This window comes from Pseudomonas paraglycinae, from assembly GCF_021601625.1.
In the GTDB taxonomy this organism is placed as follows: Bacteria; Pseudomonadota; Gammaproteobacteria; order Pseudomonadales; family Pseudomonadaceae; genus Aquipseudomonas; species Aquipseudomonas paraglycinae.
Window position 1 is genome coordinate 169,986 of the sequence record NZ_BQHR01000008.1, and the last position, 12,575, is coordinate 182,560.

General features: G+C 61.7%; 10 protein-coding genes. 5 read left to right on the top strand and 5 right to left on the bottom strand.

What is annotated here, in order from left to right; all coding sequences use genetic code 11:
• Positions 1 to 21: 21 nt before the first annotated feature.
• From hisC to mtnA, 5 genes are all read right to left on the bottom strand, one after another.
• On the bottom strand, positions 22 to 1,134 hold the full coding sequence (gene hisC / locus L6D82_RS14045; RefSeq protein WP_007950914.1) for a histidinol-phosphate transaminase: 1,113 nt from the start codon (positions 1,132 to 1,134) through the stop codon (positions 22 to 24).
• Positions 1,135 to 1,146: 12 nt separating this feature from the next.
• Positions 1,147 to 2,241, bottom strand: a complete 1,095-nt coding sequence (gene pheA / locus L6D82_RS14050) for a prephenate dehydratase (protein ID WP_007950913.1) — start codon at positions 2,239 to 2,241, stop codon at positions 1,147 to 1,149.
• Positions 2,241 to 3,326 (bottom strand): 3-phosphoserine/phosphohydroxythreonine transaminase, encoded by a 1,086-nt coding sequence (serC, locus tag L6D82_RS14055; protein WP_085745010.1) that lies wholly within the window; start codon positions 3,324 to 3,326, stop codon positions 2,241 to 2,243. Before serC ends, pheA begins: the two co-directional genes overlap by 1 nt.
• A gap of 64 nt (positions 3,327 to 3,390) precedes the next feature.
• Positions 3,391 to 6,054, bottom strand: coding sequence for a DNA gyrase subunit A (gyrA, locus tag L6D82_RS14060; protein WP_236189704.1), 2,664 nt, complete (start codon positions 6,052 to 6,054; stop codon positions 3,391 to 3,393).
• Between the two features lie 423 nt (positions 6,055 to 6,477).
• Entirely contained in the window at positions 6,478 to 7,554 is a 1,077-nt protein-coding gene (gene mtnA, locus L6D82_RS14065) for an S-methyl-5-thioribose-1-phosphate isomerase (protein WP_011335374.1), read from the bottom strand.
• A gap of 108 nt (positions 7,555 to 7,662) precedes the next feature.
• Here mtnA and L6D82_RS14070 point away from each other — a divergent pair, with 108 nt between their 5' ends.
• The 5 genes from L6D82_RS14070 (at position 7,663) to L6D82_RS14090 (ending at position 12,540) form a co-directional block, all read left to right on the top strand.
• A complete protein-coding gene (locus L6D82_RS14070) occupies positions 7,663 to 8,997 on the top strand; it encodes a TRZ/ATZ family hydrolase (RefSeq protein ID WP_007950908.1) in 1,335 nt (444 codons plus the stop codon).
• 58 nt (positions 8,998 to 9,055) lie between these two features.
• A complete protein-coding gene (gene ubiG / locus L6D82_RS14075; protein ID WP_007950906.1) occupies positions 9,056 to 9,754 on the top strand; it encodes a bifunctional 2-polyprenyl-6-hydroxyphenol methylase/3-demethylubiquinol 3-O-methyltransferase UbiG in 699 nt (232 codons plus the stop codon).
• A 4-nt stretch (positions 9,755 to 9,758) separates the two neighbouring features.
• A complete protein-coding gene (gene mupP, locus L6D82_RS14080) occupies positions 9,759 to 10,430 on the top strand; it encodes an N-acetylmuramic acid 6-phosphate phosphatase MupP (protein WP_074688036.1) in 672 nt (223 codons plus the stop codon).
• Between the two features lie 80 nt (positions 10,431 to 10,510).
• Positions 10,511 to 11,251: a YciK family oxidoreductase gene (locus L6D82_RS14085; RefSeq protein ID WP_129972542.1), complete on the top strand. Its 741-nt coding sequence runs from the start codon at positions 10,511 to 10,513 to the stop codon at positions 11,249 to 11,251.
• Positions 11,252 to 11,613: 362 nt separating this feature from the next.
• Positions 11,614 to 12,540, top strand: coding sequence for a GGDEF domain-containing protein (locus tag L6D82_RS14090; RefSeq protein WP_102686482.1), 927 nt, complete (start codon positions 11,614 to 11,616; stop codon positions 12,538 to 12,540).
• Positions 12,541 to 12,575 lie beyond the last annotated feature (35 nt).

The window sequence follows — 12,575 nt, forward strand, 5'->3', positions numbered from 1 at the left end:
GCAGATTGCAGCGCAGTGACATCACCCACGAGCCAGAACCTTGCGCAGCGCTTCGAGGAAGCGGCTGTTTTCCGCCGGCAGACCGATGGTCACCCGCAGATGGTTCGGCATGCCGTAGTTGGCGACCGGACGCACGATCACGCCTTCGCGCAGCAGGCCCTGGAACACCGGAGCCGCCACCTGACCAAGGTCGACGCAGATAAAGTTGCCCTTGGACGGAATCCAGCTCAGGCCCAGCTCGCGGAAACCCGCTTCCAGCTGTTGCATGCCGGATTCATTGAGCTGACGGCTCTGCGCCAGATACTCCTCGTCCTTCAGCGCCGCACACGCCGCGGCCAAAGCCAGGCTGTTGACGTTGAATGGCTGACGTACGCGATTCAGCACGTCTGCCACCACGGGTGTGGACAAGCCGTAACCAACGCGCAGCGCCGCCAGACCGTAGGCCTTGGAGAACGTACGCGAGACCAGCAGGTTCGGATAAGCCGCGAGGAAATCCAGACCGTCCGGCAGATCACTGCCTTCGGCGTATTCGATGTAGGCCTCGTCCAGCACCACCAGCACATGCTCCGGCACGTCCTGCAGGAACTCGTCCAGCGCTTCGGCGCCGAACCAGGTGCCGGTCGGGTTGTTCGGGTTAGCAATGAACACGACGCGGGTGTTGGCGTCGATGGCCGCCAGCATGGCCGGCAGGTCATGCCCCCAATCCTTGGCCGGAACGACCTTCGCCTGAGCGCCGACCGCCTGGGTCGCGATCGGGTAGACCGCGAACGCGTGCTCGCTGAACACCGCATTCAGGCCCGGCGCCAGATAGGCGCGCGCCACCAGTTCGAGAATGTCGTTGGAGCCGTTGCCCAGGGTCACCTGGTTCAGCTCGACACGGCATTGCTCGGCCAGCAGGGATTTCAGGGCAAAACCGTTGCCGTCCGGATAACGGGTCAGCTCGTCCAGCGCTTCGCGGATCGCGGCCAGCGCTTTCGGGCTGGCGCCCAACGGGTTTTCGTTGCTCGCCAGCTTGACGATGCTTGCCGGATCCAGATCCAGCTCGCGCGCCAGTTCGTCCACGGGCTTGCCCGGTACGTAGGGCGAAAGTTGTTGCACGCCCGGCTGTGCCAGAGCGAGGAAGTTGCCACTCATTGCTACCACCCCTTAAAGAACTGCTTTCGGGTAGGAACCCAGCACCTTGAGTGCTACTGCTTCCTGACTGATCTTTTCCAGTACACCTTTGATCAGCGGATCACGGTGATGACCGACGAAGTCGATGAAGAACACGTAGGTCCATTTGCCGCTGCGCGACGGACGGGTTTCGATCCGGGTCAGGTCGATCCCGTTGTCATGGAACGGCACCAGCAGCTCATGGAGCGCGCCAGGCTTGTTGCTCATGGACACGATGATCGAAGTCTTGTCGTCGCCGGTCGGTGGCACTTCCTGGTTACCGATCATCAGGAAGCGCGTGGAGTTGTCCGGGCGATCTTCGATCTTCTCGGCCAGACGGGTCAGGCCATACAGCCCGGCCGCCATGTCGCCGGCGATCGCCGCCGAGTTCCACTCACCCTTGACCCGCTTGGCCGCTTCGGCGTTGCTGGACACCGCCACGCGCTCGACATTCGGGTAATGGGCGTCCAGCCATTTGCGGCACTGGGCCAGCGACTGAGCGTGGGAATAGATGCGGCTGATGCTGTCGGTCTTGGTGTTTTCACCGACCAACAGGTGGTGGTGAATGCGCAACTCGACTTCGCCGCAGATCACCATGTCATGTTCGAGGAAGCTGTCGAGGGTGTGGTTGACCGCGCCTTCGGTGGAGTTCTCCACCGGCACCACGCCAAAGTTCACCGCACCGGCCGCCACTTCACGGAACACTTCGTCGATCGCCGCCATCGGCTTGCTGATCACCGCGTGACCGAAGTGTTTCATGGCCGCCGCCTGGGTGAAGGTGCCTTCCGGACCGAGATATGCAACTTTCAGCGGGTTCTCGAGGGCCAGGCACGAAGACATGATTTCGCGGAACAAGCGCGCCATCTCTTCGTTGCCCAACGGCCCCTTGTTGCGTTCCATCACACGCTTGAGAACCTGCGCCTCACGCTCGGGACGATAGAACACTGGCTGCTCGCCTTCGGCCAGACTGGCCATCTTGACCCGGGCAACTTCTTCGGCGCAGCGCGCGCGATCGCTGATCAGCTGGAGGATCTTCTCGTCCAGGTTATCGATGCGAACGCGCAGCGCCTTGAGCTCCTGCTCGGACATCAGGAATGCTCCTTCTCGAATTCAGCCATGTAGCCAACCAGCGCTTCCACGGCGTCCAGACCCAGAGCGTTGTAGATCGAGGCACGCATGCCGCCAACCGAGCGATGGCCCTTGAGGTTGAGCAGGCCACGGGCGTCGGCGCCAGCCAGGAACGCCTTGTCCAGGCGCTCGTCAGCCAGACGGAACGGCACGTTCATCCACGAGCGGGCGTTGACGCTGATCGGGTTGGTATAGAAGTCACTGTTGTCGATGAAGCCGTACAGGCGATCTTTCTTCGCCTTATTGCGCTGCTCCATCGCGGCGACGCCACCCTGCTCCTTCAGCCACTCGAAGACGAGGCCCGAGAGGTACCAGGAATAGGTGGCCGGGGTGTTGTACATCGAGCCGTTATCGGCCGAGACCTTGTAGTCGAGCATGGTCGGGCACGAACTGCGGGCGCGGCCCAGCAGGTCTTCACGGACAATCACTACCACCAGACCGCTCGGGCCGATGTTCTTCTGCGCGCCGGCGTAGATCAGGCCGTACTGCGACACATCGATCGGACGCGAGAGGATATCGGAGGACATGTCGACCACCAGCGGAACGTCACCAGCCTCGGGAACCCAGTCGAACTGCAGGCCGCCGATGGTTTCGTTGGACGCATAGTGCAGATAGGCCGCACCGGGGGTCAGCTTCCACTCGTTCTGGCCAGGGATGGCCAGGTAGTCATAAGGCTTGGCGCTGGCGGCAACATTTACGTTGCCGAAGCGACGCGCTTCCTCGATGGCTTTCTTCGACCAGATGCCGGTTTCGACATAGTCGGCAGTGCCGTTCTCGGGCAGCAGGTTCAGCGGAATCTCGGCGAACTGTTGGCTCGCACCGCCCTGCAGGAACAGCACTTTGTAATTGGAGGGGATGGACAGCAGATCGCGCAGGTCTTGTTCGGCCTTCTCGGCGATGGCCACGTAGTCATCGCTGCGATGGCTCATTTCCATGACCGACAGACCCTTGCCGTGCCAGTCGAGCATCTCGGACTGGGCACGCAACAGGACAGCTTCAGGCAGCGCAGCGGGACCTGCGCAGAAGTTATAGGCTCGTTTGCTCACATCCACTCTCGCTATGCAATCACGGTAGCGGACAGAGCAAACACTCTGCCCTGCTACGATTTGGTTAGTCTTGCGACTTTTCTTCGTCTGCGGCGTCCGCCTGCAGGTTGTCGACCGCATCGTCCGGTTCGGCGCCGATCACGCCCTCTCCCAGTTCGACACCTTCTTCACCTTCAAGCTCTTCACCCTCGACTTCCGACGGCTCCTGGACCCGCTCCAGACCGACCAGGGTCTCATCCTTGGCCAGCTTGATCAGGGTCACGCCCTGGGTGTTACGACCCAGGCTGGAAACTTCGTCGACACGGGTACGCACCAGCGTGCCCTGGTCGGAAATCAGCATGATCTCCTCGCCATCGAGCACCTGAACCGCACCGACCAGACGGCCGTTACGCTCGTTGCTGACCATGGCGATCACGCCCTGGCCGCCACGTTTGTACTCAGGGAACTCGGTGATCGCGGTGCGTTTGCCGTAGCCACGCTCGGAAGCGGTGAGGATCTGGCTGCCTTCTTCCGGGATCAGCATCGAAATCAGCTTCTGCCCTTCCGGCAGACGCATGCCGCGCACACCGCGGGCGGTACGGCCCATGGCACGCACGTCGGATTCCTTGAAGCGGGTGACCTTGCCGCCGTCGGAGAACAGCATTACTTCACGCTCGCCATCGGTGATGGCCGCGGAGATCAGCACGTCACCTTCGTCCAGTTCCAGCGCGATCAGACCGACGCTGCGCTGACGGCTGAAGGATTCCAGCGGGGTCTTCTTCACGGTGCCGTTGGCGGTGGCCATGAAGATGTAGTGACCTTCGGTGTATTCCTCGACCGGCAGCATGGTGGTGATGTACTCACCATCATCCAGCGGCAGCAGGTTGACCAGCGGACGACCACGGGCGGCGCGGGACGCTTCAGGGATTTCGTAGGTTTTCAGCCAGTACACCTTGCCCTTGCTGGAGAACAGCAGCAGCGTGGTGTGGCTGTTGGCGACCAGCAGGTGAGCGATGTAGTCCTCATCCTTCACGCCGGTAGCCGATTTGCCTTTACCGCCACGACGCTGGGCCTGGTACGCAGCCAGCGGCTGGGTCTTGGCATAGCCACCGTGGGAGATGGTCACGACGCGCTCTTCTTCCGGGATCATGTCGCCCAGGGTCAGGTCGAGACGGGCATCGAGGATTTCGGTGCGGCGCACGTCGCCGTATTCGGCACGGATCACTTCCAGCTCTTCGCGGATCACTTCCATCAGGCGCACGGCGCTGTTGAGGATGCGGATCAGCTCGCCGATCTGGTTGAGGATCTCTTGATACTCGGCCAGCAGCTTTTCGTGCTCCAGGCCGGTCAGACGGTGCAGACGCAGTTCCAGAATGGCTTGTGCCTGTTCCGGCGACAGGAAGTACTTGCCGTCGCGCAGCCCGTATTGCGGATCGAGGTTTTCCGGACGGCACGAATCGGCACCGGCACGTTCCACCATCGCCACCACAGCCGAGGATTCCCACGGCGTGCTGACCAGCGCTTCCTTGGCTTCCGACGGCGTCGGCGAAGCCTTGATCAGGGCGATCACCGGGTCGATGTTCGACAGGGCAACGGCCTGACCTTCGAGGATGTGACCGCGCTCGCGCGCCTTGCGCAGTTCGAACACGGTACGGCGGGTAACCACTTCGCGACGGTGACGGACGAAGGCTTCCAGCAGGTCCTTGAGGTTCAGGATCCGCGGACGGCCGTCGATCAGCGCAACGATGTTGATGCCAAATACCGATTGCAGCTGGGTCTGGGCGTAGAGGTTGTTGAGGATCACCTCAGGCACTTCGCCGCGACGCAGCTCGATCACGACGCGCATACCGTCCTTGTCGGACTCGTCGCGCAGTTCGGTGATGCCTTCGAGTTTCTTCTCTTTTACCAGCTCGGCGATCTTCTCGATCAGGCGTGCCTTGTTCAGCTGGTAAGGGAGTTCGGTGATGACGATCTGCTGACGGCCACCGACCTTGTCGATGTCTTCGATGATCGAACGGGCGCGCATGTAAATGCGGCCACGGCCGGTGCGGTAGGCTTCGATGATGCCGGCGCGACCGTTGATGATCGCGGCAGTCGGGAAGTCCGGACCGGGAATGTATTGCATCAGCTCATCGACGGTCAGCTCGGGGTTGTCGATGAGGGCCAGGCAACCGTCGATAACTTCACCGAGGTTGTGCGGCGGAATATTGGTCGCCATGCCCACGGCGATACCGCTGGAACCGTTGACCAGCAGGTTCGGAACGCGGGTCGGCATGACCGCCGGGATCAGTTCGGTGCCGTCGTAGTTCGGCACCCAGTCCACGGTTTCCTTGTGCAGGTCGGCCAGCAGCTCGTGCGCCAGCTTGGTCATGCGCACTTCGGTGTATCGCATGGCCGCGGCGTTGTCGCCGTCCACCGAACCGAAGTTGCCCTGGCCGTCGACCAGCAGGTAACGCAGGGAGAAAGGCTGCGCCATGCGGACGATGGTGTCGTACACCGCGGTATCACCGTGCGGGTGATACTTACCGATCACGTCACCGACGACACGGGCAGATTTCTTGTACGGCTTGTTGAAGTCATTGCCCAGCTCGCTCATCGCGAACAGCACGCGACGGTGCACGGGCTTCAAGCCATCGCGCGCATCCGGCAGTGCACGGCCGACGATCACGCTCATCGCGTAGTCGAGATAGGACTGTTTCAGCTCGTCTTCGATATTGACCGGGAGGATTTCTTTGGCCAGTTCGCCCATGAGAAGCCTGATTCCTTTTTCTGGTGAAACTTCGCCATATCCATAGGGGACGCACGAAGCTCGTCGATGCAGGCCGAGTGCCATGCGCCGACTTACGACAAATCGACAAGTTGACCCTGGATTTGCGCAGTGAAGACAACCCCGTGGGGCTGCCTCGGAAAACGCCGGATGTTATCACAAGAGCCGCCACGCACCTATCCCCCAGATGCGCATGGAGCATAGTTAGATGACCGATGACAGGCTTAACGGGGACGAGAGAGGCTCAGAGCTTCCCTGAATGCAAATTTCGGGGCGAAATTGCGGATGTTTATTGACTTTCAAGGCCCCATCGCGAGCAGGCTCGCTCCCGCAAGGTTCTGTGGCGATCACGAAACCTGTGGGAGCGAGCCTGCTGCGAAGAGGACAACGCGGACATCAAGCCAATCAATGCAGGCGCTTGCGGCACATCAACTGCGCCATCTTCGCAGTGTCCGGGCGCTCGACGATGCCTTTTTCGGTGACGATCGCATCGATCAGATCCGCCGGGGTCACGTCAAACACCGGGTTGAACGCTTCGACGTCAGCCCCGACACGTTTGCCGCCAACCTCCAGCAACTCGGCGCCGTCGCGCTCCTCGATCGGGATGTCGTCACCGCTGGCCAGATTCATGTCGATGGTCGAACTCGGCGCCACCACCATGAAACGCACGCCGTGGTGCATAGCGTTGACAGCCAGTTGATAGGTGCCGATCTTGTTCGCCACATCGCCGTTGGCGGTGATCCGGTCGGCGCCGACGATCACCCAGGTCACGCCTTTGGTTTTCATGATATGCGCGGCGGCAGAGTCAGCGTTCAGGGTCACCGGAATGCCTTCGTTGGCCAGTTCCCACGCGGTCAGGCGCGAGCCTTGCAGCCACGGCCGGGTTTCGTCGGCGTAGACGCGCTCGACCATGCCTTCGATGAACGCCGCGCGAATCACTCCGAGCGCCGTCCCGAAACCGCCGGTTGCCAGGGCGCCGGTGTTGCAGTGAGTGAGAATCGCCTGGGCATTGCCCTGATGCTTGCGGATCAGGTCGACGCCGAGCTGGGCCATGGTCAGGTTGGCTTCGCGATCGCTTTCATGAATCGCAATGGCTTCAGCTTCCAGCGCCGCCAGCGGATCGGCGTTTTCCTTCAAGCGGTCCAGCCGGTCGTGCATGCGGTTCAACGCCCAGAACAGGTTGACCGCCGTCGGACGAGAATCGGCCAGCAGCATGAAATCCTCTTCCAGCGCCGCGTACCAGTCGCCACCTTCGGCAATCCGGGCACGGGCCGCCAGCACGATGCCGTAGGCGGCACTGATGCCGATAGCCGGCGCACCGCGCACCACCATCGAACGAATCGCTTCGGCCACGCCAGCGGCGCTGGTGTAGGCGATCCAGTTTTCCTCGAACGGCAAAACGCGCTGATCCAGCAGGTGGAGCGCGCCATCACGCCAATCGATGGCCTTTACTTTCTCCGCAGCCAACAGTCGATCGCGCATCCCTCACCCCGCACTCATGAACAAAAGCCGCCGATTATAGCGATCCCCCCGCGAAGACGCTCGGGTATACTTCGCCATCCTTTACAAAAGCACTGGAACCGACCCTCGATGCCGAAACCTGCCATTGCGCTCGACTTATTATTGCTGCCGACCTGGCTGGTACCCGTCGAACCTGCAGGCGTTGTGCTCAAGGAGCATGGCCTGGGCATCCGCGACGGTCGCATCGTGTTTATCGGCCCGCGTGCCGAAGCGCTGAAGTGTAACGCCGCCGAAGTCCGCGAACTGCCGGACGTTTTGCTCAGCCCCGGCCTGATCAACGCCCACGGCCACGCCGCGATGACGCTGTTCCGTGGGCTGGCCGACGATCTGCCGCTGATGACCTGGCTGGAAAACCACATCTGGCCGGCCGAAGGCAAATGGGTCGATGAAGATTTTGTGCGTGACGGCACCGACCTGGCCATCGCCGAGCAGATAAAAGGTGGCATCACCTGTTTCTCGGACATGTACTTCTTCCCGAAGGTTGCCAGCGAGCGCGTGCACAACAGCGGAATCCGCGCGCAGATCGCGATTCCGATCCTCGACTTCCCGATTCCGGGTGCCGCCAGCGCCGATGAAGCCATTCGTCAGGGCGTCGAACTGTTCGGCGACCTGAAGCATCACGAGCGCATCAAGATCACCTTCGGCCCTCATGCACCCTACACCGTGGGCGACGAGAACCTGGAAAAAATCCGCGTGATCGCCGAAGAGCTGGACGCCTCGATACACATGCACGTCCACGAAACCGCGTTCGAAGTGCAGCAAGCGGTCGAACAGCGCGGCGAACGCCCGCTGGCCCGCCTTGGCCGACTGGGCTTGCTCGGCCCGCGCTTCCAGGCCGTGCACATGACCCAGATCAGCGATGACGACCTGGCGTTGCTGGTAGAAAGCAACACCAGCGTGATCCACTGCCCGGAGTCGAACCTGAAACTGGCCAGCGGCTTCTGCCCGGTGGAGCGCCTGTGGCAGGCCGGAGTCAACGTGGCGGTCGGCACCGATGGCGCCGCGAGCAACAATGACCTGGACCTGCTGGGTGAAACCCGCACTGCCGCTCTGTTGGCCAAAGCCGTCGCCGGCTCGGCCACCGCGCTGGACGCCCACCGGGCGCTGCGCATGGCCACGCTGAACGGCGCGCGAGCCCTGGGGATCGAAGCCGAGACCGGCTCGCTGGAGCTCGGCAAGGCGGCCGACATCGTCGCCTTCGACCTGTCCGGCCTGGCGCAACAACCGGTCTATGACCCGGTCTCGCAGCTTATATACGCCACCGGTCGCGACTGCGTGAAACACCTGTGGGTTGCCGGCAAGCAGTTGCTCGACGACCGGCGCCTGACCCGACTGGACGAACAACAGCTCGGCGAAACCGCCCGGGCCTGGGGCCGACGCATCAGCGGCCACACCGAATCGTAAACACCCCGGGGCAAACTCCGGGGCTACAGCCCTTTTCAAGTTTTAGAGGATTGAAATCATGAGCAACGTCGACCACGCCGAAATCGCCAAATTCGAAGCCCTGGCCCATCGTTGGTGGGACCGCGAGAGCGAGTTCAAACCGCTGCACGACATCAACCCGCTGCGGGTCAACTGGATTGACGAACGCGTCAATCTGGCCGGCAAGAAGGTCCTCGACGTCGGTTGCGGCGGCGGCATCCTCAGCGAAGCCATGGCCCAGCGCGGCGCGACCGTGACCGGCATCGACATGGGCGAAGCGCCACTGGCGGTCGCGCAACTGCATCAGCTGGAATCCGGCGTGAACGTCGAATACCGGCAGATCACCGCCGAGGCCCTGGCCGAAGAAATGCCCGAGCAGTTCGACGTCGTCACCTGCCTGGAAATGCTCGAGCACGTACCGGACCCTTCCTCGGTGATCCGCGCCTGCTTCCGCATGGTCAAGCCCGGCGGCCAGGTGTTCTTCTCCACCATCAACCGCAACCCGAAGGCGTACCTGTTCGCCATCGTCGGCGCCGAATACATCATGAAGCTGCTGCCGCGCGGCACCCACGACTTCAAGAAATTCATCCGCCCGTCCGAGCTGGGCGCCTGGAGCCGCATGGCCGGCCTGACCGTCAAGGACATCATCGGTCTGACCTACAACCCGCTGACCAAGCACTACAAGCTGGCGGCGGACGTTGACGTCAACTACATGATCCAGACCCTGCGCGAGGAGTAAGCCGATGGCCATCAGAGCAGTCCTTTTCGACATGGACGGCACTCTGCTCGACACCGCGCCGGACTTCATCGCCATTTGCCAGGCGATGCGCGCGGATCGTGGCTTGCCGCCGATGAACGACAAACACATCCGCGATGAAATCTCCGGCGGCGCCAAGGCCATGGTCGCGGTGACGTTCTCGATGGATCCGGAGTCGCCGGGCTTCGAGGAATTGCGTCTGGAGTTCCTTGAGCGCTACCTCGTCGGTTGTGCCGTGCACAGCAAGCTGTTCGACGGCATGGGCGAATTGCTGGCCGACATCGAGAAAGCCAATCTGGTCTGGGGCGTGGTCACCAACAAGCCGCTGCGCTTCGCCGAGCCGATCATGCAGCAACTGGGGCTGGCCGAGCGCTCGGCCCTGCTGATCTGCCCGGATCACGTGAAGAACAGCAAGCCGGATCCCGAGATGCTGACCCTGGCCTGCAAGATGCTTGATCTGGATCCGTCGACCGTTCTGTTTATCGGCGATGATCTGCGCGATATCGAATCCGGCCGTGACGCCGGCACCAAAACCGCTGCCGTGACCTATGGCTACATCCACCCCGACGACAACCCTCGGCACTGGGGCGCGGACGTGGTGGTGGATCATCCGCTGGAGTTGCGCAAGGTGCTCGACAACGCGCTGTGCAGTTGCTGAGTGGTGCGGCAAAGCGACCATCGCTGAATTCCCGCGCATGACGCGGGAACGATCAGAAGTTAATGGATTAGAGGTTTCTTATGTTTGATTACTCCGCTCGCCCCGAATTGCTCAAGGATCGGGTCATTCTGGTCACCGGTGCCGGTCGTGGCATCGGCGCGGCTGCCGCCAGGACCTACGCCGCCCACGGTGCAACCGTGCTGCTATTGGGCAAGACCGAAGCCAACCTGACCCAGGTCTACGACGAGATCGAAGCAGCCGGGCATCCGCAGCCGGCCGTGATCCCGTTCAACCTCGAAACCGCCCTGCCCCATCAATACGATGAGCTGGCGGCGATGATCGAGACCGAGTTCGGCCACCTCGACGGCCTGCTGCATAACGCCTCGATCATCGGCCCGCGCACGCCGATCGAGCAGTTGTCCGGTGAAAACTTCATGCGCGTCATGCAGGTCAACGTCAACGCGATGTTCATGCTGACCAGCACGCTGCTGCCGCTGCTCAAACTGTCGCAGGACGCCTCGGTGGTCTTCACCTCCAGCAGCGTCGGGCGCAAGGGCCGTGCTTACTGGGGCGCCTATGGCGTGTCGAAGTTCGCCACCGAAGGCCTGATGCAAACCCTGGCCGACGAAGTCGAAAACGTCGCCCCGGTACGCTCCAACAGCATCAACCCGGGCGCCACTCGCACCAGCATGCGCGCTCAGGCTTACCCGGGGGAAAACCCGCTGAACAACCCGACTCCGGAAGAGATCATGCCGGTCTATCTGTACCTGATGGGCCCGGACAGCACCGGTATCAATGGCCAGGCCTTCAACGCCCAGTAATGCCATACGTCGCATTTGTTGCCGTGGCGGAATACCGTCGCGGCATGCAATTGCCGCTTTGAGCACGGAAAATTCAGTCAAATAACCACCGCCCTTCTTTTCGTTAAAATCTCAAGCCATTGATCCACAACGGTTTTAATAAAATATGAACCGTATGGCACGACTTTCGCTCTACATTTCCTCAAAGCACGCCGTGTGAAGGCAGTCGGGCAAAGCCTGATTCGATAGCTGACTAATCGTCATCGGGCAGACTAAACTTACGCCAAATGTCCTACGGGACTGATGGATCAGTATGACGCGCAGCCCATAGCCGCTCTCACCCAGCCTGTAAGACAGACTTACTGCTTAGGGGCTCACGCCATATGAAATCACCCTCCCAGACCACTGCAATTGACTTCGACAATGCCAAATTGCAACGCCTGGGCTTTGGTCAGCAGCCACCTCTCCTGGCGCGACCTGCCAGCCTGGCGCAATTGCGCCAGCAAATGAGCCTGCAACTGCAAACCAGCCTTGAGCCTCAACGCATCCTCGGTCTGTTTTTCCGCGAGGTTCAGCGCCTGGTGCCGCTGGACGCCTTGACCTACGTGCACAATGGCAGTGACCTGCGCCTGGAGTTCGGTGCCCGCGGTCACCACTCGGCCAGCTACAGCCTCAGCCACGAAGGCGAGCACATGGGTGAGCTGGTGTTCCGCCGCAACCAGCGCTTCAGCGAACAGGAACTGGGCAATCTCGAATCGTTGCTGTCTGCGCTGCTGTATCCGATGCGCAATGCGCTGCTGTACCGCGCAGCAACACAAAGCGCGTTGCGTGATCCGCTGACCGGCGCCGGCAACCGCATTGCCATGGAGCAGACGCTGCTGCGGGAAATCGAGATGTCACGCCGGCACCTGCAACCGCTGTCGTTGCTGATGCTGGACATCGATCATTTCAAACAGGTCAACGACCTCCATGGTCACAGCGCCGGCGACGACGTGCTCAAAGCCGTGGCGGCATCGATCAAGGGTCAGTTGCGCAACGTCGACATGGTGTTCCGTTATGGCGGGGAAGAGTTTCTGATCCTGCTGTCCAACACCGGTCGCGATGCGGCCGCCATGGTCGGCGAGCGCCTGCGCCAGGCAGCGCAGTCCCAGGATTACTACGCAAATAACCAATTGATCGAACTGACCGTGAGCCTCGGCTGCTCGACTCTGTTGCCGGGCGAATCCGCCGACAGCCTGCTGCGCCGCGCCGACAGCGCGCTGTATGTCGCCAAGCGCGAGGGCCGCAATCGCCTGACCATGGCGGGCTGATTATTCGCCGCCAACAAAAAACGGGAGCCAAGGCT

What these genes read in the sequence shown, in the direction of transcription:
- hisC (WP_007950914.1), bottom strand. Translation starts at nt 1,134, where the DNA reads ATGAGTGGCAACTTCCTCGCTCTGGCACAGCCGGGCGTGCAACAACTT.
- pheA (WP_007950913.1), bottom strand. Translation starts at nt 2,241, where the DNA reads ATGTCCGAGCAGGAGCTCAAGGCGCTGCGCGTTCGCATCGATAACCTG.
- gyrA (WP_236189704.1), bottom strand. Translation starts at nt 6,054, where the DNA reads ATGGGCGAACTGGCCAAAGAAATCCTCCCGGTCAATATCGAAGACGAG.
- mtnA (WP_011335374.1), bottom strand. Translation starts at nt 7,554, where the DNA reads ATGCGCGATCGACTGTTGGCTGCGGAGAAAGTAAAGGCCATCGATTGG.
- L6D82_RS14070 (WP_007950908.1), top strand. Translation starts at nt 7,663, where the DNA reads ATGCCGAAACCTGCCATTGCGCTCGACTTATTATTGCTGCCGACCTGG.
- ubiG (WP_007950906.1), top strand. Translation starts at nt 9,056, where the DNA reads ATGAGCAACGTCGACCACGCCGAAATCGCCAAATTCGAAGCCCTGGCC.
- mupP (WP_074688036.1), top strand. Translation starts at nt 9,759, where the DNA reads ATGGCCATCAGAGCAGTCCTTTTCGACATGGACGGCACTCTGCTCGAC.
- L6D82_RS14085 (WP_129972542.1), top strand. Translation starts at nt 10,511, where the DNA reads ATGTTTGATTACTCCGCTCGCCCCGAATTGCTCAAGGATCGGGTCATT.
- L6D82_RS14090 (WP_102686482.1), top strand. Translation starts at nt 11,614, where the DNA reads ATGAAATCACCCTCCCAGACCACTGCAATTGACTTCGACAATGCCAAA.